Raw genomic sequence first — 18,882 nt, forward strand, 5'->3', positions numbered from 1 at the left:
AGAGCAACAGTCCGTCGGGACGAACCGTCCGCAAGGAGGCAGACCATGTCAGGACCCCGCCCCGTACGAGCACAGCGCGGTACGGAACTGAGCGCCCTGGGATGGCAGCAGGAAGCCGCTCTGCGGATGCTGCAGAACAACCTCGATCCCGAGGTCGCCGAACACCCCGACAAGCTCGTCGTCTACGGCGGCACCGGCAAGGCCGCCCGCGACTGGCGCTCCTTCGACGCCATGGTGCGCACCCTGAAGGGGCTGAAGCAGGACGAGACGATGCTCGTCCAGTCCGGCCGCCCCGTCGGCGTCATGCAGACCCACGAGTGGGCCCCGCGCGTCCTCATCGCCAACTCCAACCTCGTCGGCGACTGGGCCAACTGGGAGGAGTTCCGCCGCCTGGAGGCCCTCGGCCTGACCATGTACGGCCAGATGACCGCCGGTTCCTGGATCTACATCGGCACCCAGGGCATCCTCCAGGGCACCTACGAGACCTTCGCCGCCGTCGCCGCGAAGAAGTTCGGCGGCAGCCTCGCCGGGACCATCACCCTCACCGCCGGCCTCGGCGGCATGGGCGGTGCCCAGCCCCTCGCCGTGACCATGAACGACGGTGTCGCCCTGTGCATCGACTGCGACCCGCGCGCCATCGAGCGCCGCATCGAGCACCGCTACCTCGATGTGCGGGCCGACTCCCTGGACCACGCCCTCCAGCTGGCCGTCGAGGCCCGTGACGCCCGCCGCCCGCTGTCCATCGGCGTCCTCGGCAACGCCGCCGAGCTGGTCCCCCAGCTCCTCGCGATGGGCGCCCCCATCGACATCGTCACCGACCAGACCTCCGCCCACGACCCGCTGGCCTACCTGCCGGTCGGGGTGGCCTTCGAGGACATGGCCGACGCGGCCGCCAAGGACCCGGCCGGCTTCACCACGCGGGCCCGGGAGTCCATGGCCCGCCATGTCGAGGCCATGGTCGGCTTCCTGGACGCCGGCGCCGAGGTCTTCGACTACGGCAACTCCATCCGCGGCGAGGCCCAGCTCGCCGGCTACGACCGGGCCTTCGCCTTCCCCGGCTTCGTCCCCGCCTACATCCGCCCCCTGTTCTGCGAGGGCAAGGGCCCCTTCCGCTGGGCGGCCCTGTCCGGCGACCCGGCCGACATCGCCAAGACCGACAAGGCGATCCTCGACCTCTTCCCGGAGAACGAGTCCCTGGCCCGCTGGATCAAGCTGGCCGGCGAGCGCGTCCACTTCCAGGGCCTGCCCGCCCGGATCTGCTGGCTCGGCTACGGCGAGCGCGACAAGGCCGGCGAGCGCTTCAACGACATGGTGGCCTCCGGCGAGCTGGCCGCCCCGCTGGCCATCGGCCGCGACCACCTCGACTGCGGCTCCGTCGCCTCCCCGTACCGCGAGACCGAGGCCATGCTCGACGGCTCCGACGCGATCGCCGACTGGCCGCTGCTCAACGCCATGGTGAACGTGGCCTCCGGTGCCTCCTGGGTCTCCCTGCACCACGGCGGCGGCGTCGGCATGGGCCGCTCGATCCACGCCGGCCAGGTCACCGTCGCCGACGGCACCAGGCTGGGCGGCGAGAAGATCCGCCGCGTCCTGACCAACGACCCCGGCATGGGCGTCATCCGGCACGTCGACGCCGGCTACGACATCGCGGAGACCGTCGCCGACGAGCGGGGCGTGCGGGTGCCGATGCGCGAAGGTGACGACGCGTGACGTTCCACAGCATGTGGGCGGAGTTGCTGCCGGTCGGCCGTGACTCCGCCTCCCGCGGCTACCGCCGGTTCGCCTGGACCGCCGCCGACGCCGAGTGCCGGACCTGGTTCGAGGAACAGGCCGCCGCGCGCGGTCTGGCCTACGAGCTGGACCGCAACGGCAACCAGTGGGCGTGGCTCGGCGACCCGGCCGCCGGGGACGCCGTCGTCACCGGCTCGCACCTCGACTCCGTGCCCGACGGCGGCGCCTTCGACGGACCGCTCGGAGTGGTCTCCTCCTTCGCCGCGCTCGACGAACTGCGCGCCCGCGGCGCCGAGTTCACCAGGCCGCTGGCCGTCGTCAACTTCGGCGACGAGGAGGGCGCCCGCTTCGGTCTCGCCTGCGTCGGCTCCCGGCTCACCGCAGGAGCGCTCACCACCGAGCAGGCGCACCGCCTCACCGACGCCGACGGGATCACCCTCCCGCAGGCCATGGAGGCCGCAGGCCACGACCCCGACGCCATCGGCCCCGACCCCGAACGGCTGGCACGCATCGGCGCGTTCGTCGAACTCCACGTCGAACAGGGCCGCGCGCTGGACCTGTCCGGCGACCGGGTCGGCATCGCCAGCGCCATCTGGCCGCACGGCCGCTGGCGGTTCGACTTCCGCGGCGAGGCCAACCACGCCGGCACCACCCGCCTCGCCGACCGCCGCGACCCGATGCTGTCGTACGCCGAGACGGTCCTCGCCGCCCGCCGCGAGGCCGCGCTCGCCGGTGCGGTCGCCACCTTCGGCAAGATCTCCGTCGAGCCGAACGGTGTCAACGCCGTCCCCTCCCTGGTGCGCGGCTGGCTCGACTCCCGGGCCGAGGACCAGGCCACCCTGGACACCGTCGTCGGCGGCATCGAGAAGGCCGCCCGCGCCTACGCCGAGGAGCACGGCATCGACCTCGACGTCGTCCGTGAGTCCTTCACCCCGGTCGTCGAGTTCGACCACGCCCTGCGCGACGAACTCGCGCGCATCCTGGGCCGGGACACCGACCTCAAGGTGCCCGTCCTCGGTACCGGCGCCGGACACGACGCCGGGATCCTCTCCGGACGCATTCCGACCGCCATGCTGTTCGTGCGCAACCCCACGGGCGTCTCGCACTCCCCGGCCGAGTTCGCCGCCGAGGACGACTGCGTGGCCGGGGTGCACGCCCTCGCCGACGTACTGGAAGGACTGGCCTGCAGGTGACCTCCACGCAGCGGACACGGACCTACTGGCTGGAACACGCCTGGCTCGACCCGCGGGTGGAGCCGGGCGTCTCCCTCGACGTCACGGACGGCCGGATCACCGCCGTCCGCACCGGCGTCGACTCCCCGCCCCCGGGCGCCGAGATCCTGCGCGGCCTCACCCTGCCCGGCCTGGCGAACGCCCACTCGCACGCCTTCCACCGCGCCCTGCGCGGCACCGTCCAGGTCGGTTCCGGCACCTTCTGGACCTGGCGCGAGATCATGTACTCCGTCGCCGACCGGCTGACCCCCGACACCTACCACGCCCTGGCGCGCGCGGTGTACGCCGAGATGGCGCTCGCCGGGATCACGGCCGTCGGCGAGTTCCACTACCTGCACCACGCCCCCGGCGGCACCCCGTACGCCGACCCCAACGCGATGGGCGAGGCCCTGATCGAGGCCGCCGCCGACGCCGGCATCCGCATCACCCTCCTCGACACCGCCTACCTGTCCTCCGGCTTCGGACAGCCCCCCAACGCCCACCAGCTCCGCTTCTCCGACGGCAGCGCGGACGCCTGGGCCGAACGCTGTTCACTTCTCAAGGAACGGGATCACGCACGGATCGGGGCCGCGATCCACTCGGTGCGGGCCGTGCCCGCCGAGCAGCTGGCGACCGTGGCGGGCTGGGCCGGGGAGCGCGGCGCGCCGCTGCACGTCCACCTCTCCGAGCAGACCGCCGAGAACGAGGCCTGCCACGAGGTCCACGGCTGCACCCCGACCCAGCTCCTCGCCTTGCACGGGGTCCTCGGCCCGCGCACCACCGGCGTCCACAACACCCACCTCACCGCCGAGGACATCTCCCTGCTCGGCGGCAGCGGCACCGGCACCTGCATGTGCCCCACGACCGAGCGGGACCTCGCGGACGGCATCGGTCCGGCCGTCGCCCTCCAGAACGAGGGCTCACCGCTCTCCCTCGGCTCCGACAGCCACGCCGTGATCGACCTCCTGGAGGAGGCGCGCGCGATGGAGCTGAACGAACGCCTGCGCACCCGCACCCGCGGTCACTGGACGGCGGCCGCCCTGCTGCGCGCCGCCTCCGTCGACGGCCACGCGGCCCTCGGCCGTCCGGACGCGGGCACCCTGGAGACCGGCGCCCCCGCCGACTTCACGACGATCGCCCTCGACTCCGTCAGGACAGCCGGCCCGCCGCCCCGGCTCGGCGCCGAGACCGCCGTATTCGCGGCGACCGCGGCGGACGTACGGCATACGGTCGTCGCGGGCCGGCACGTCGTACGCGACGGGGCGCACACGCTCGTACCGGACGTGCCGCAGGCGCTGGCCCGGGCGGTAGAAGCCCTGCGCGACTGAGCCCCACCCCCGCACCCGCATCCGCCCGCGCCCCTGCGAGCCACGAGGACACGACGATGAGCAGCAGCACCGTCATCACCAACATCGCCACGCTGGTCACCAACGACCCCTCCCTCGGACGGGGGTCCCCCCGCTCGAGCAAATTCGAGAGTGGGGGAGGCTCTCCCCTCGGTCTGGTCCGGGACGCGGCCGTCGTCGTCGAGGGCGACCGCGTCGTGTGGACCGGTGACTCCAGCAAAGCACCCGCCACTGACAACCGGGTCGACGCCGACGGCCGGGCGGCCCTCCCCGGCTTCGTCGACTCCCACTCCCACCTCGTCTTCGCGGGCGACCGCACCGAGGAGTTCAACGCCCGGATGTCCGGCCGCGGCTACACCGCGGGCGGCATCCGCACGACGGTCGCGGCGACCCGGGCGGCCAGTGACGAGCAGCTCGAGGCGAACCTCACCCGCTACCTCTCCGAGGCCCTCCACCAGGGCACGACCACCTTCGAGACCAAGTCCGGGTACGGCCTGACCGTCGCCGACGAGGCCCGCGCCCTGCGCATCGCCGCCCGCCACACCGACGAGGTGACCTACCTCGGCGCCCACATTGTCTCCCCGGACCACGCCGACGACCCGGCCGCCTACGTCTCGCTGGTCACCGGCGCGATGCTGGACGCCTGCGCCCCGCACGCCCGCTGGATCGACGTCTTCTGCGAGAAGGGCGCCTTCGACGGCGACCAGGCCCGCGCGATCCTCACCGCCGGCAAGGCGAAGGGCCTGCACCCCCGCATCCACGCCAACCAGCTGTCCTACGGCCCCGGCGTCCAGCTCGCCGTCGAACTCGACGCCGCGAGCGCCGACCACTGCACCCACCTCACGGACGCGGACGTGGACGCGCTCGCGAACAGCCGTACCGTCGCCACGCTCCTGCCCGGCGCCGAGTTCTCGACCCGCGCCGCGTGGCCGGACGCCCGCCGGCTCCTGGACGCGGGCGTCACGGTGGCCCTGTCGACGGACTGCAACCCCGGCTCCTCCTTCACCTCCTCGGTCCCCTTCTGCATCGCCCTCGCCGTCCGGGACATGCACATGACCCCGGACGAGGCGGTTCTGGTCGGCCACGGCCGGCGGCGCGGCGGCCCTCCGCCGCACGGACGTCGGCCGCCTCACCCCCGGCGCCTACGCCGACCTGACCCTCCTCGACGCCCCGAGCCACGTCCACCTGGCCTACCGGCCGGGGGTCCCCCTCGTCTCGGGGGTGTGGAAGAGGGGCGTACGGGTGGTCTGAGCGGGGCCCGTCCCCCTCAGAACGGACGAGCGTACGGCCGCCCGTTCACCCGGTCGAGTCTTCTGTGCGCCCGTTCCGTCCCGGTTCCCGGTCGGTGTGGGCCGTCAGGGTGACCCCGCCCGCCACCGCTGATCCCCGCTCCCGTCCAGCGGCTCCAGTGACACCCCGCCGTCCGCGTCCGCCGTCAGCCCCGTCAGGATCGCGATCCGCGGGCGGATCGTCCCGTCGGCGTCCACGGTGAAGCGGAGGTTGTCGCCGTTGTCGCCCTCCACCGAGGCGCACTGCCAGACGCCGACCCCCTTGTCCACCGAGCCCCGGCTGTCCAGGCAGAAGTCGGAGTCGGCGGCCGACTGGAGCACCTCGCGGTCCGTGTCCACCCGCCAGCGCTGGCTCGGCGACGCCGTGCACGGCACCGTCACCACGTCCGTGCCGTTGTCGAAGTCCCCCGCCACCTCCAGACAGCGGCCCGTCGCGACGTTCACGACCTGGGCGTACGTCCCACCCGGCGCGCGGGTCGGCGAAGGGGACGGGGTCGGAGCCGGGTGCGGGGGTGCGGTGGGGCGGGAGGGGGACGGAGTCGGGCCGGCCGCCGGGGACCCGGTGGCCGGGGCGGGTGTGGGGGCGGGCGCCGACACCGTGGTCGTCACCGTCACCCGAGGGGCCGTCGACGGGGCCGCGACGGCCGCGCCCGTCGGGGCTCCCCCGTCGTCCGAGGGGATCAGGGTCAGCCCCAGGGGGACCAGGGCCAGCGCAGCCGCCCCCGAGACCAGGGCCAGACGGCGCCGCGGGAGCCGGCGTACCGGTGCCGTCACCTCGGGCGCCGGTTCCCGCTCCTCCCGCACGTACGCCGTCCCCGCCCACGGCAGCAGGCCCTCCGCGAGCGCCGTGCGCGGCGCGTCCCGCAGCGCGCGCTGTTCCTCATACGCCGTCGCGCAGTGCGGGCAGTGCGCCCGGTGGGCCTCCAGGTCAGGGCTGCGGCGGGCGCCCTCCGGCCGTACGGACTCCTCGATCAGCCGCCGGAAGTCCCCGCAGCGGGGGTCGGCGGAGGCGGCCAGGCGCAGCCGGAGCGCCGCTCCCGCCAGTGCGTGCAGGGCGGGGGCGATCCCGTACGTCACGTCCTCGGGGGTCAGGCCGAGAAGCACGGCGATGCGGGCAGGCGCCTCCCGCTCCACCACGCCGTACCAGAGCAGGCCCTGGGCGCGGGACGGGAGGGAGTGGAAGGCCGGAGCGAGGGGAGGGAGCGGGGTGCGGGGGCCGGGGGCCGTGCGGAGGACCAGCAGCAGGCCCGCGTCCAGGCCGCTCGCCCGGTCGTCCCCCGCCCAGCCCGAAGCCACCCGCCCCACCTGGAACAGCAACCGGTGCCGCCAGGCGCCGCCCGGTTCGCTGCCGCGCGCGGTCTCGCGGGCGGTGAGGGTGAACGCCTCCGCCGCGAGCCGGCGCGCGGCCGGTTCGCTGGTCGTGCACAGGCGGGCGTAGGCGAGGACGGCGGGTTCGTGGCGGGCGCGCAGCGCGCGCAGCGCCGGGTGGGCCCGGGCGGGCGCGCCGCGCAGCAGATCCGTCAGGCGGGCGTCGGAATCCCCGCAGGCATCGGCATCGGCATCGGTAGCGCCGGAGGCGGTGGGATCCTCTCCGCTCTCTCCAACCGCACGGACCACGACATCCGCCTCCTCGCCGTTGCTGACGTACTGGTCAGTCTGGGGTGGGGGTGACCCTAGTGGCGAGAGGGGGGTCGGGGGGAGGGTTTCCGGGGGTAAGGCCCCCGGCCCCGGGGGCTGAACGCGCAGGGCCCAACCCCGGGGCCGACGGGTCCTACTCCTCGACCGTCAGTCCCTTGCGCAGCCGCACCAGCGTCCGTGACAGCAGGCGGGACACGTGCATCTGCGAGATGCCCAGTTCCTCGCCGATCTCCGACTGGGTCATGCCCGCGACGAAGCGGAGGGAGAGGATCTGGCGTTCGCGCGGCGGGAGTTCGGCGATCAGGGGTTTCAACGACTCGACGTACTCGATGCCTTCGAGTCCGTGGTCCTCGTAGCCGATGCGGTCGGCGAGGGCGCCCTCGGCGTCGTCCTCGTCCGGCTGGGCGTCCAGGGAGGACGCCGTGTAGGCGTTGGAGGCCGCCATGCCCTCCACGACCTCCTCGTTGGTGATGCCGAGACGTTCCGCCAGTTCCGCCACGGTGGGGGAGCGGTCCAGCTTCTGGGCGAGTTCGTCACCCGCTCTGGCCAGGTCGAGCCGCAGCTCCTGGAGCCGGCGCGGAACGCGCACGGACCAGGACGTGTCGCGGAAGAACCGTTTGATCTCGCCGACGATGGTCGGCATCGCGAAGGTGGGGAACTCGACGCCGCGGGAGAGTTCGAACCGGTCGATCGCCTTGATCAGGCCGACCGTGCCGACCTGGACGATGTCCTCCATCGGTTCGCTGCGCGAGCGGAAGCGGGAGGCGGCGAACTTCACGAGCGCGAGGTTCAGTTCGACGAGGGTGTTGCGGACGTACGCGTGTTCGTGCGTGCCTTCCTCGAGCGATTCCAGCCGCTCGAACAGCGTCTTGGACAGGGCCCGTGCGTCGACGGCCCCGATCTGCGCGATCTCCTCCTGCGGAGGGATCAGCTCGTCGTACGGAGCGGGCACGTCGGGGTGACGGGGCCCGGGAAGCTCCGCGATGGGATTCAGCTGGTCCTGTACCGGTGGGGGTGTCGACGTCGCGGCCGGGGTGGGCGATGCGTCGAGCCGGGGTGACATGATGTCCTCCATCGTTCTCGGCATAAGGCTGCCGAAGCCAGTGAGCGCACTACGGTGTGCGGCGCCTCCAAAGCCGGCCGTGTCGGTTGCGTGTTCCTTACTAGCCCTACCGGCTGCACGGAGCCATCCGCAAGTGCGAATTGGTGGCTTATGTCCGTTTGTGTGCGATTGTTCGGGTGTTGGAGCACGTGACGAAGGCGTAGTGTTCGAGGGCAGCCGGCGGCGACTTCGGCAGGCTGTCCGCAGGTGACCACCCAGCAGTGAGCGACCCCGGGAGAGAGACGCATGGACCGCGGGACGGTCGGCAGCGCACAGTCGGGCCGGCTTCTGGTCGAGGTGCGGGAGGAGGGCTCCAGCGCCGTCGTGACCCCGGTGGGTGAGCTGGACCACCACACCGCCGATCTGTTGCGTGACCCACTCGAGGACTGTCTCGCCAGGGGGTTCAGCAGGCTGGTCGTGGACTGCTCGCGGCTGGAGTTCTGCGACTCCACCGGGCTGAACGTCCTGCTCGGCGCCCGGCTGAAGGCGGAGGCGGCCGGGGGAGGGGTCCATCTGGCGGGAATGCAGCCCGTGGTGGCCCGGGTCTTCGAGATCACCGGGGCGGACGCGGTGTTCACCGTGCACGACAGCCTCGCGGCCGCACTCGCCGACGAGGACGGCTGAGCCGGGCGGGCCGGGCGCGCCGGGCGGAACCGGTCACCCCGGCCGTGTCCGGTCGCAACCGCCCGAAACAGGGGGTGTTCCGTCGGTTCCGCCGGGCAGGAGACAACCTGGACCTGAACATGTCGAGGGCACGTTCGACGGAAACGCCGGTGTGCCACGTACTGAACTCCGTACGGCACTCTGTGCTGAAGTGAACGTTGAATTGTGAACCGGTGAATCGGTGAGGTGAAGCGCTGATGAGCACCACCCGGCCCTACTCGCCGGGCGACCGCGGTCCGGAGCAGGAGCCGGAGGCCGGCGGCGCAACCGGAGCCCCGGCGGGTCGCCAGGTCCGCGGGCTGAGCTTCGACGGCGTCAGCGGGGTCGTCCCGGCGGCCCGCGACTTCGCCCGGCAGGCGCTGTACGCGTGGGGCTGGCTGCCCGCGGCCACCGCCGACCAGCGGGCCGCCGCCGAGGATGTGCTGCTCGTCGTCTCCGAGCTGGTCACCAACGCCTGCCTGCACGCCGAAGGGCCGGAGCGGATGCTCCTGGGCTGCGACAAGAAGGTGATCCGCGTCGAGGTCTCCGACCGCGGCACCGGCCAGCCGGCACCCCGCACCCCCCACCGCGCGGGCCGCCCCGGCGGCCACGGCATGTTCATCGTCCAGCGCCTCTGCCTGGACTGGGGAGTCGTCCGCACGCCGGGCCTGACGGGCAAGACGGTCTGGGCGGAACTGGGCGCACCGGCCTGACGGGCGCGCGCCGGCCTGGCGAAGCGTTCCGCCCCGCCGGGCCGCCCCGACCCGACGGCGCCGCCCTGGCTTGACGAGGGCGAGGCCTGACCTGGCGGGGACGCTGCGGCTTCGCGAGGGTGGCCCTGCTCGGGGCGGGGCCAGCCAGGGTTCCGGTACGACGCTCCGGGTGCGCCCCCACCCCGTACGGTCCCTCGGCACGACCTTCCTGCCCGGGCCCCGGCAGGGACTCCCTGCGCGGTCTTCCGGCGCGGTTTTCCGGTGCGGTTTTCCGGTGCGGTCTTCCGGTGCGGTCTTCCGGTGCGGTCTTCCGGCGCGGTCTTCCGGCGCGGCCTCCCGGCGCGGTCTTCCTGCGCGGTCTTCCTGCGCGGCCTCCCGGTGCGGTCTTCCTGTCCTGGCCCCGGCACGGACCGCAGGCCCCCGAACAGGCCACCGCCCGGGCCCCGGGTGCGGATCTGCAGGCTCCCCGCCGGGCCGCCGCAAGGGCCCCGGCAAGGTCCCGCAGCCCCCGGCACGACTCCCAGTTCACCCTCCCGGTACCCCCGCACGGGCCCCGGGCCAACCTCCCGGCACGGCCCCCACGCCACCCCCCGGCACGGCCACCCACCTCACCTTCTCGTCGTGCAGCCGCTTCGGCGGAAGCGGCTGAGGCGTGCAGTTCGGCGGCGCGGGTGCGGTGGCTGGCCCCGCCCCCACCCCAAACCACCCCCGCGCCGAACCCTCACCCAGCCCCCACCCCACCTCACCCCACCTCACCCCACCCACCCCCGGATCCCCCCAACTCCGGCCCTCCCCTTCTCTTCCCTCCTCAACCTGCCCGGCGTACCTTGACGGCTCGATCTGATGGCTCGTCAGGAATGGCCGGGAAGGGCCGGCAGGCGACCGGCAGGAATGAGGGGACCGTGTCGAACCGGAAGCGAAGTGCCGCGCTCATGTCCGCCGCGGCCCTGGCCGGGGCGGCGGTCTGGGTGTCCGCCCCCGTGGCCACGGCCGAGGTCGTCGACGTCAACTACTCGTGCAAGACCCCCATCGGTGACAAGAGCGCGGTCTCGCCGATCGACATCAAGGGCGTCAAGAGCGGCGGCGGCTACAAGATCACCATGTCCTGGCAGAAGGGCGTCTCCTCCAGCCCGGTGGAGCTCGGCGCGGGCTCGATGGTCCCCAGCGCCACCATCAGACTCGGCGGTGCGGACAGCGGCACGATGAGCGTCACCGGCCCCGCCAACCAGGCCGCGATCCCCGAGAACACCCCCATCAAGATCAACGACCTGAGCGGCACCTACACCCCGAAGAAGACCGGCAAGGTCACCTTCACGGCCGCCGTCCTCACCATCAAAGCCCTCGGTACGACCACCACCTGCACGCCCACCAACAGCCCCGGCCCCTCCCTCACCCTCGACGTGACCGCGTCGGGCGGCGGCGGAAGCACCGGCGGCAGCACCGGGGGCACCGGCGGCAGCACCGGGGGCAGCGGCGGCAGCAGCGGCGGCGAGCTTCCGCAGACCGGGCCCGAGGACTCCGCGATCGCCCTCGGCACCCTCGGCGGAACCGTCCTGCTCGCCGGCGCCGCGGGCGTCCTGTGGCTGACCCGGCGGCAACAGCAGCCCCGCTGACCCCCGCCGACCCCCCGCCGACCCCGCCACGCCCCCCTCCGCACCGGAGCCGCCGATGTCGTACGCCTGCGCCGCCCGTGCCGCGCGCACCCTGCTGCTGACCCTGCCCCTGCTCGTGGCCGCCGCTCCCGCCGCCACCGCCGGCGGCTGGTCGGCCGCGCCCTCGGGCGGCGGGCGGCCCTCCTTCTATGCGGAGGGGGTGCCCGGCGCGGTGCTCCAGGACACGGTCGCCGTCACCAACCCGGGCGCCCGGCCGCTCACCGTACGGCTGCGCGCCGCCGGCCCCGACGGGCTCCCGGTCACCTTCGCCCGGGCGGTCGTACGGGTGCCCGCCCGCACCCGCGCCGAGGTCCCGTTCACGGTGACGCTGCCCCCGGACACGCCCCCGGGCAACCGCGCCGGTGCGATCGTCGTACAGGAGTCCACGGGGCGGCGGGTCACCGTCCCGCTGCTGGTGCGGGTCGGCGGTCCGAGGCTGCCCGCGCTGACCGTCGAGCACGTGGCCGTGCGCGGCGACCGCATCACGTACGAGCTGGTCAACCGGGGCACGACGGAACTCGTACCCCGGCTCGCGGTGCGCGCGGACGGCGTCCTCGGGACCGTACTGGACCGTGCCCCGCGCACCCTGCCCGTCCGGCTGCCGCCGGGCCGCCGGCTGCGGCTCGACGAGCCGTGGCCCGGCCGGCCGGCGCTGGACGCGGTGACCGTGCGCCTGACGGTCACCGCCCCCGGCGCCGCCCGCGCCACCGGCCGCACACGGGCGCGGTTCGTGCCGTGGGGCGCGGTGGGGGCCGGGGCGGGCGCGCTGTCCGTCGGGGCCGGGGCCCTGACGGTCGTACGACGACGTAGGCGCGAGGCCGGGGCCGGAGCGAGGGGAGCGGGTACGTGAACGGCAGACCGCGGACCGCCGCACCGGTGCTTCTCCTCCTCCTGCTGTCCCTGCTCCTGTTCCCGGCGTCGCCGCTCGCGCCGGCCGGCAGCGCGGCGGCGGCCGGGAAACCCGCCGTCACCCTCTCCGGCGCCGAGGCCGGGACCGGTGCCTCGGTCACCGTCAGCGGCAGCGGCTGGCGGCCGCGCACCCTGCTGATGCTGCTGATCTGCGGCCGGGCCAGCCCGGCCCGGGGCCTGACCGGGGGCACCAACTCCTGCGCCAACGCCGACGGCAGGGCCGTCACCACCGACGCCCAGGGGCGGTTCACCCGTGCGCTCCCGGTGTCCGAGCCGCCCGATCCCTGCCCCTGCGTGGTGCACGTGGCCACCGCGACCGGGGCGAGGGCGCAGGTCGACGTGGTCTTCCGGGTGGCCGGGCACCCCGTCGAACCGCTGCCCGCTGCCTCCTCGGCCGGTGGCCGGCTCGCCGTGCTCACCGACACCCGGCTGGACGGCTCGGGCGGTCTGCTCACCTGGTTCGGCGCGCCGCCCGCCCGCACCCTCGTCCTCACCGTCGGCAACCTCGGCACCACGACCGTGAAGGACCCGGTGTTCCAGGTCGGCACGGCGCACGGGGTGTTCGCCCCGCAGTGGGACGAGCGGCAGTGGCGCGGCACGATCCCGCCCGGCGGGAAGGCGCGGGTGAAGCTCCCCGTCGAACTGTCCGCCGGCGCCCACGGCGACTACACCGTCTCCCTGAAGTACGGCGGCAGGGTCCTCGCGGAGCAGCCCTGGGACGTGGGTCGCCCCTGGGGTGTGACGCTGTTCTGGATCCTGCTCTGCCTGGTGGTCCCCGCCGCGGTGTTCCGGATCGGGATGGCGGTGGTGGACCGGGTACGGCCGCGGAACCGGCGGGCCCGCCCGACCCGCCGGGGCCGCCGGACACGTAAGGGGCCCGGACCGGACGGGCCCGGCGGCCGGGAGCCCTCAGCGGTCCCCGCCAGTACCTCCGCGATCCTGCCGTGGTTCACCCCGGGCACCGCCCCGGTCACGGCGGACCGGCTCTCCGCACCGCACGACGACCGTCCGACGAGTCCTCGACTCCCGGCAGGAAGGGAACCAAGTGAGTGAGAGAGCCGTACCACCCCCGCGCGGGGCCGGGCGGAGGAGCGCGGCCGCGGCGGGCGCTGCCGTCCTGCTCGCCGGGGCCGCCGCGCTGCTCGGCGCGACCGCCGGGCAGGCCCAGGCCGCCGAGGTCTCGTACGCCACCCACTGCGTGCCGCCCTCGGGTGTGGGCCTGCCCGAGATCGACGGCACCAGCAAGGTCGACATCAGCGCGCCGGCCACGGCGAAGGTCGGCGACACCGTCGACATCGTCTGGAAGTTCACCCAGGCCGCGTCGAAGAACCCGGACATCATCGACCTGCCCGCGAACTCGGTCCAGCCGTCCGGCACGTTGAAGGCGGCCGGCGCGCAGAGCGCGGACATCGCCCTGACGGGCCCGCGTGAGAACCCGGCGATCCCCAAGGGGGGCGCCATGGTGCTGTCCGACATGAAGGGCACGCTGAAGCTGACGGCGGCGGGCCGGGTGACGCTGACGCCGAACGCGTACGTCGTCAACGCGCTGGGCACGAACACCACCTGCACGCCGTCCGAGACCGTCCAGCCGGCCGCGACGATCACCGTGACGGCGGGGGAGGGCGGTTCGAGCGCGTCGCCCGATCCGTCGGGAAGCGGGAGCGCGAGCGCGAGCCAGTCCTCGTCACCGTCGCCCAGCGTGTCGGCCAGTGCGTCGGCCAGTGCGTCCGCGAGCGCGTCGCCCAGCGCGAGCGACGACGGCCGAACCGACTTCACCGGCAAGGTCGTGGACATCCCCTACACCTGTGACTCCCCGCTCGGGGTGAAGAAGGCGACCTCGCCGATCCAGATCAACGCCAAAAAGGACGGCGGGAGTTACGACCTCACCGTGCAGTTCAAGAAGTCGGTGATGGACAGCCCGATCGACATCCCGGCCGGCAAGGTGAAGCCGACCATGCAGGTGGTGCTGGGCGGCTCGGACACCGGCTCGGTGACGGTGGAGGGGCCGCTGAACGCCGCGACGATCCCGCAGGGCAACCCCATCGAGATCCCGGACCTCACCGGCACCTACAAGCCCGGCGCGACCGGCGAGTCCACGCTCTCCCCGGGCGTCCTCACCATCGAGGCCATGGGCACGACCACCACCTGCACCCCCGACAGCACCGCCGTCTCCCTCACCCTGGACACCGAGGAACAGGCGAGCGGGGCCTCCGGCGGTTCGTCCTCGTCGAGTACGTCGACCAGCGGCGGCCTCGCGGAGACGGGCGCCGGCGACCACGCCTCCCTCAAGGCCCTGGGCCTGGTGGCCGGCACGGTGGTCCTGCTGGGCGCGGCGGTGTTCACCTTCATGCCGGGCCGCGGACGTCTGCGGTGACCACACAGAGGGCCACCCTGTTCGACGACGAACAGGGTGGCCCTCTTCAGCGACATCCTTGTGGCCGCAACACCCGGGGGCGGGACAGGACGCAAGCGCAGCACCACACCCAGTGGCGCCCGCTGTGCAAGCCCGGGACTTCAGTCCCGGGTCGTTGACATGCGGAAGACGCTCAGTGGACGTCCCCCATCAGCTCCCGGACCCTCTTGCGGTACATCCACACGGCTCCACCGGCGATCACCGCGAGCACCGCCTGCAGCGCGACGATCCCCGTCTTGTTCAGGTCGACCCCGGCGATGGCCAGCAGACCGGTGGTCGCGTCACCCGCGGTGACCGCGAGGAACCAGACACCCATCATCTGCGAGGCGTACTTCGCGGGCGCCATCTTGGTGGTGACCGACAGACCCACCGGGGACAGCGTCAGCTCACCCACGGTCTGCACGAAGTAGATGCCGACCAGCCACATCGCGGCCGCCTTGTGACCGCCGTCGGCGATCGCCAGCGGGGCGAGGAACAGGAAGAAGGACGCGCCGATCAGCACCAGACCCATCGCGAACTTCACCGCGGTGCTCGGCTCCTTGCCGCGCCGCGCCAGCGCCAGCCAGGCCCAGGCGAAGACCGGCGCCAGCGCCATGATCATGACCGGGTTGACCGACTGGTACCAGGAGACCGGGAACGCCCAGCCGAAGATCGTGTTGTCGGCGGAGGAGTCCGCGAACAGGGACACGGTGGAACCGCCCTGGTCGTAGATCATCCAGAACACGGCGGCGGCCACGAAGAACCAGATGTACGCGGACATCTTCGACTGCTCGGCGCGGTCGAGGTCCTTGTCCCGCTTGATGCGGCCGATGACGACCACGGGGATGATCAGACCGGCGAGGGTGATCGGGACCAGCAGCCAGTTCAGCGTGTAGTGGCCGGAGACGACCACGACGGTGTAGAAGACGGCGGCCACGGCGGCCCACAGACCGGCCTTGCGCAGCGTGGCGGACTTCTCGGCGGCGGTCATCGGGGTGGGCACGACGTCCGAACGCGAGCTCAGGTGACGGCTGCCGAGCAGGAACTGGGCGAGGCCGAGGGCCATGCCGAGCGCGGCGAGGGCGAAGCCCAGGTGCCAGTTGACGTTCTCGCCCACGGTGCCGATGACCAGCGGGGCCGCGAAGGCGCCGAGGTTGATGCCGATGTAGAAGACGGTGAAGCCGCCGTCACGGCGCGGGTCGTCCGGGCCGTCGTAGAGGTGGCCGACCATCGTGGAGATGTTGGCCTTCAGCAGACCGGAACCCACGGCGACCAGGCCGAGGCCGGCGTAGAAGGTGCCGGAGTTCGGCAGGGCCAGGGTGAGGTGGCCGAGCATGATGACCGCACCGGCCACGGCGACCGTCCTGCGGGGGCCGAGGACACGGTCCGCGAACCAGCCGCCGGGCAGGGCGAGCAGGTAGACGAGCGACAGGTACACCGAGTAGATCGCGGTCGCGGTGGCCGCGCTCAGGTGCAGGCCGCCCGGGGCCACCAGGTACAGCGGGAGCAGGGCCTTCATGCCGTAGTAGGAGAAACGCTCCCACATCTCGGTCATGAAGAGGGTGGCCAGTCCGCGGGGGTGGCCGAAGAAGGTCTTCCCGGAGCCGGGGGTGGCCGGACGGACCGAGTCCTTCGTCAGGCTGGACGCCATGGTCGTTCCTTGCTGGTCGGGACGCGCTGCTTCAGCGGGCATGCCTGAGCGGTCACGCGCCCGGTGGGGGCGGCCGGCACCGGCGGGTCGGTCCGTCCGCCCCACGCCCTCGGGGAGCCGCTCCGGGTCACGGAGCGGTGGACGGCGACCACCGGGATCCACGCCTCTACGCGCGTTGCGCGAGCAGAGGCCCGGCCAGGGGTCATTCCTTTCGAGGCCGGCGGGGACGCGGCCCGCACCGGCCCGCACACAAAAGAGACCTTCAGCGTCAAGTGCGCCAAAGGTCCCCGCGGTGCTGCAGGCGTTGTTTCACCATACGTCAGGAGAGTGTCGGAAATGAATAGGTTTGAGATGCGGATCACAGGTGATCAAGGAACCGTGGTGGCCTTTCGAAGGTCTGTACTCTCCCGCCGCCCCTCGACCATAGGTACATACCAAGATCGCCGAGCGGGCGGCGGGCCGATTGTCCGGCATGTCCCTGGGTAAGAAACAGCCGCGCCGATCACACTTCGACCCGTGCCCCCCGCGGACTACCATCACCTCATGACCCGTGTACTGCTCGCCGAGGACGACGCGTCCATCTCGGAGCCGCTGGCCCGCGCACTGCGCCGGGAAGGGTACGAGGTCGAGGTGCGTGAGGACGGACCGACCGCGCTCGACGCCGGGATGCAGGGCGGCGTCGACCTGGTCGTGCTAGACCTCGGCCTGCCCGGCATGGACGGCCTAGAGGTCGCCCGCCGGCTGCGCTCCGAGGGCCACGCCGTGCCGATCCTCATCCTGACCGCGCGCGCCGACGAGGTGGACACGGTCGTCGGCCTCGACGCGGGCGCGGACGACTACGTCACCAAGCCCTTCCGCCTCGCCGAACTCCTCGCCCGCGTACGGGCCCTGCTGCGGCGCGGCGCCGCCGAGCCCGCGCAGCCGCCCGCCACCCACGGGGTGCGCATCGACGTCGAGTCGCACCGCGCCTGGATGGGCGACGAGGAACTCCAGCTCACGGCCAAGGAGTTCGACCTGCTGCGGGTGCTCGTGCGGGACGCCGGCCGGGTCGTCACCCGCGACCAGCTGATGCGCGAGGTCTGGGACACCACCTGGTGGTCCTCCACCAAGACCCTCGACATGCACATCTCCTGGCTGCGCAAGAAGCTCGGCGACGACGCGGCGAACCCCCGCTACATCGCCACCGTGCGCGGCGTGGGCTTCCGCTTCGAGAAGAGCTGAGCCCCGACCGGCCCGGTCCCCCGCTGTGTGAACTCCCCTTGGACATGAGGACATGCGCCGCCGACTGATCCAGTCCACTCTCGCCGTCGTGCTCGTGGTGATCGCCGTCTTCGGCGTCTCCCTCGTCATCGTCGAGAGCCGCACGATCAGCAACAGCGCCCAGGAGCGGGTGGACTCCGAGGCGGTGCGGCTGGTCGGCATCGTGGACACCCGGCTGCTGGGCCGCGAGGACGTCACCGCGGAGATCCTGCGCGACCAGGTCACCCAGGACCGCTACGCCGTGATCCGCATCCCGGGACAGAAGCCGATCGCGGTCGGCACCAAGCCCGGCGGTGACGTCATCCACGCGGAGGAGCGGGGGGAGGGCGGCGAGACCGTCCGGGTCGAGGAACCCCGCTCCACGATCACCCGCGAGGTCGGCCGCACCCTGCTGATCATCGGCCTGGTCGCGCTGCTCGCGGTCGTCGCGGCGGTCCTGCTGGCCATCCGTCAGGCGAACAAACTGGCCTCCCCCCTCACCGACCTCGCCGAGACCGCCGAACGCCTCGGCTCGGGCGACCCGCGCCCCCGCCACAAGCGCTACGGCGTCCCCGAACTCGACCGGGTGGCGGACGTCCTGGACTCCTCCGCGGAACGCATCGCGCGGATGCTCACCGCCGAGCGCCGCCTGGCCGCCGACGCCTCCCACCAGTTGCGCACCCCCCTCACCGCGCTGTCGATGCGCCTGGAGGAGATCACCCTCACCGACGACCCCGACACGGTGAAGGAGGAGGCCACGATCGCCCTGACCCAGGTCGAACGCCTGACGGACGTCGTGCAGCGCCTGCTCACCAACGCGCGCGACCCCCGCACCGGCTCCGCCGTCTCCTTCGACCTCGACGAGGTCATCCAGCAGCAGCTCGCCGAGTGGCGCCCCGCCTACCGCAGCGCCGGCCGCGCCATCGTCAGCTCCGGCAAGCGCCACCTGCGGGCGGTGGGGACCCCGGGCGCGGTCGCCCAGGTCCTCGCCGCCCTGATCGAGAACTCCCTGATGCACGGCGGCGGCACGGTCGCCCTGCGCACCCGGGTCACCGGCAACCAGGCGGTCATCGAGGTCACCGACGAGGGACCCGGCGTCCCCGCCGACCTCGGCGCCCGCATCTTCGAGCGCACGATCAGCGGCCGCAACTCCACCGGCATCGGCCTCGCGGTGGCCCGGGACCTCGCCGAGGCCGACGGCGGCCGTCTGGAGATGCTCCAGGCCCAGCCCGCGGTCTTCGGCCTCTTCCTCTCCCGCACGGCACCGCGCAAACGGACGTCGCAGGACGAGGAACCGATGGTCAGGTAGGACGGGAGGGAGGACCCGACCCGAGGACCCGACCCGTCACCGGTGACCGGCGCCTCCG

The 18,882-nt window shown here is 73.1% G+C and carries 14 protein-coding genes and 1 pseudogene; 12 read left to right on the plus strand and 3 right to left on the minus strand.

Features of this window, described 5'->3' with window-relative positions:
* Positions 1 to 45: 45 nt before the first annotated feature.
* The 4 genes and pseudogenes from hutU (at position 46) to hutI (ending at position 5,539) form a co-directional block, all read left to right on the plus strand.
* Positions 46 to 1,710, plus strand: a complete 1,665-nt coding sequence (hutU, locus tag U5640_RS27275) for a urocanate hydratase (protein ID WP_340378366.1) — start codon at positions 46 to 48, stop codon at positions 1,708 to 1,710.
* Entirely contained in the window at positions 1,707 to 2,924 is a 1,218-nt protein-coding gene (locus U5640_RS27280; RefSeq protein WP_340378367.1) for an allantoate amidohydrolase, read from the plus strand. The genes hutU and U5640_RS27280 overlap by 4 nt, the downstream gene beginning before the upstream one ends.
* On the plus strand, positions 2,921 to 4,270 hold the full coding sequence (locus U5640_RS27285) for a formimidoylglutamate deiminase (protein ID WP_340378368.1): 1,350 nt from the start codon (positions 2,921 to 2,923) through the stop codon (positions 4,268 to 4,270). The genes U5640_RS27280 and U5640_RS27285 overlap by 4 nt, the downstream gene beginning before the upstream one ends.
* A 56-nt stretch (positions 4,271 to 4,326) precedes the next feature.
* A pseudogene (hutI, locus tag U5640_RS27290) lies at positions 4,327 to 5,539 on the plus strand (imidazolonepropionase).
* Between the two features lie 104 nt (positions 5,540 to 5,643).
* Here hutI and U5640_RS27295 read toward each other — a convergent pair.
* Both U5640_RS27295 and U5640_RS27300 read right to left on the minus strand, forming a co-directional pair.
* The gene (locus U5640_RS27295; RefSeq protein ID WP_340378369.1) at positions 5,644 to 7,194 is read right to left on the minus strand and encodes an RICIN domain-containing protein; all 1,551 of its coding nucleotides are present in this window, start codon (positions 7,192 to 7,194) and stop codon (positions 5,644 to 5,646) included.
* 154 nt (positions 7,195 to 7,348) lie between these two features.
* A complete protein-coding gene (locus U5640_RS27300; protein ID WP_340378370.1) occupies positions 7,349 to 8,278 on the minus strand; it encodes a SigB/SigF/SigG family RNA polymerase sigma factor in 930 nt (309 codons plus the stop codon).
* Positions 8,279 to 8,563: 285 nt separating this feature from the next.
* Here U5640_RS27300 and U5640_RS27305 point away from each other — a divergent pair, with 285 nt between their 5' ends.
* From U5640_RS27305 to U5640_RS27330, 6 genes are all read left to right on the plus strand, one after another.
* A complete protein-coding gene (locus U5640_RS27305) occupies positions 8,564 to 8,941 on the plus strand; it encodes an STAS domain-containing protein (protein WP_340378371.1) in 378 nt (125 codons plus the stop codon).
* Between the two features lie 236 nt (positions 8,942 to 9,177).
* On the plus strand, positions 9,178 to 9,672 hold the full coding sequence (locus tag U5640_RS27310) for an ATP-binding protein (protein WP_340378372.1): 495 nt from the start codon (positions 9,178 to 9,180) through the stop codon (positions 9,670 to 9,672).
* A 902-nt stretch (positions 9,673 to 10,574) separates the two neighbouring features.
* A complete protein-coding gene (locus U5640_RS27315) occupies positions 10,575 to 11,285 on the plus strand; it encodes an LPXTG cell wall anchor domain-containing protein (protein WP_340378373.1) in 711 nt (236 codons plus the stop codon).
* 55 nt (positions 11,286 to 11,340) lie between these two features.
* Positions 11,341 to 12,174: a hypothetical protein gene (locus U5640_RS27320; protein WP_340378374.1), complete on the plus strand. Its 834-nt coding sequence runs from the start codon at positions 11,341 to 11,343 to the stop codon at positions 12,172 to 12,174.
* Positions 12,171 to 13,286, plus strand: a complete 1,116-nt coding sequence (locus U5640_RS27325; protein WP_340378375.1) for a hypothetical protein — start codon at positions 12,171 to 12,173, stop codon at positions 13,284 to 13,286. The genes U5640_RS27320 and U5640_RS27325 overlap by 4 nt, the downstream gene beginning before the upstream one ends.
* 64 nt (positions 13,287 to 13,350) lie before the next feature.
* A complete protein-coding gene (locus tag U5640_RS27330) occupies positions 13,351 to 14,607 on the plus strand; it encodes a hypothetical protein (protein ID WP_340385369.1) in 1,257 nt (418 codons plus the stop codon).
* A 172-nt stretch (positions 14,608 to 14,779) separates the two neighbouring features.
* On the opposite strand, the gene U5640_RS27335 is transcribed toward U5640_RS27330, so the two are convergent.
* On the minus strand, positions 14,780 to 16,276 hold the full coding sequence (locus tag U5640_RS27335) for an oligopeptide:H+ symporter (RefSeq protein ID WP_340378376.1): 1,497 nt from the start codon (positions 16,274 to 16,276) through the stop codon (positions 14,780 to 14,782).
* 543 nt (positions 16,277 to 16,819) lie between these two features.
* Here U5640_RS27335 and U5640_RS27340 point away from each other — a divergent pair.
* Positions 16,820 to 17,497, plus strand: coding sequence for a response regulator transcription factor (locus U5640_RS27340; RefSeq protein WP_067251025.1), 678 nt, complete (start codon positions 16,820 to 16,822; stop codon positions 17,495 to 17,497).
* A 52-nt stretch (positions 17,498 to 17,549) separates the two neighbouring features.
* Entirely contained in the window at positions 17,550 to 18,824 is a 1,275-nt protein-coding gene (locus U5640_RS27345; RefSeq protein ID WP_340378377.1) for an ATP-binding protein, read from the plus strand.
* Positions 18,825 to 18,882 lie beyond the last annotated feature (58 nt).

Source organism: Streptomyces sp. SS7, from assembly GCF_037993025.1.
Classification (GTDB): Bacteria; Actinomycetota; Actinomycetes; order Streptomycetales; family Streptomycetaceae; genus Streptomyces.

What these genes read in the sequence shown, in the direction of transcription:
- U5640_RS27345 (WP_340378377.1), top strand. Translation starts at nt 17,550, where the DNA reads ATGCGCCGCCGACTGATCCAGTCCACTCTCGCCGTCGTGCTCGTGGTG.
- U5640_RS27335 (WP_340378376.1), bottom strand. Translation starts at nt 16,276, where the DNA reads ATGGCGTCCAGCCTGACGAAGGACTCGGTCCGTCCGGCCACCCCCGGC.
- U5640_RS27320 (WP_340378374.1), top strand. Translation starts at nt 11,341, where the DNA reads ATGTCGTACGCCTGCGCCGCCCGTGCCGCGCGCACCCTGCTGCTGACC.
- U5640_RS27305 (WP_340378371.1), top strand. Translation starts at nt 8,564, where the DNA reads ATGGACCGCGGGACGGTCGGCAGCGCACAGTCGGGCCGGCTTCTGGTC.
- U5640_RS27300 (WP_340378370.1), bottom strand. Translation starts at nt 8,278, where the DNA reads ATGTCACCCCGGCTCGACGCATCGCCCACCCCGGCCGCGACGTCGACA.
- hutU (WP_340378366.1), top strand. Translation starts at nt 46, where the DNA reads ATGTCAGGACCCCGCCCCGTACGAGCACAGCGCGGTACGGAACTGAGC.
- U5640_RS27310 (WP_340378372.1), top strand. Translation starts at nt 9,178, where the DNA reads ATGAGCACCACCCGGCCCTACTCGCCGGGCGACCGCGGTCCGGAGCAG.
- U5640_RS27340 (WP_067251025.1), top strand. Translation starts at nt 16,820, where the DNA reads ATGACCCGTGTACTGCTCGCCGAGGACGACGCGTCCATCTCGGAGCCG.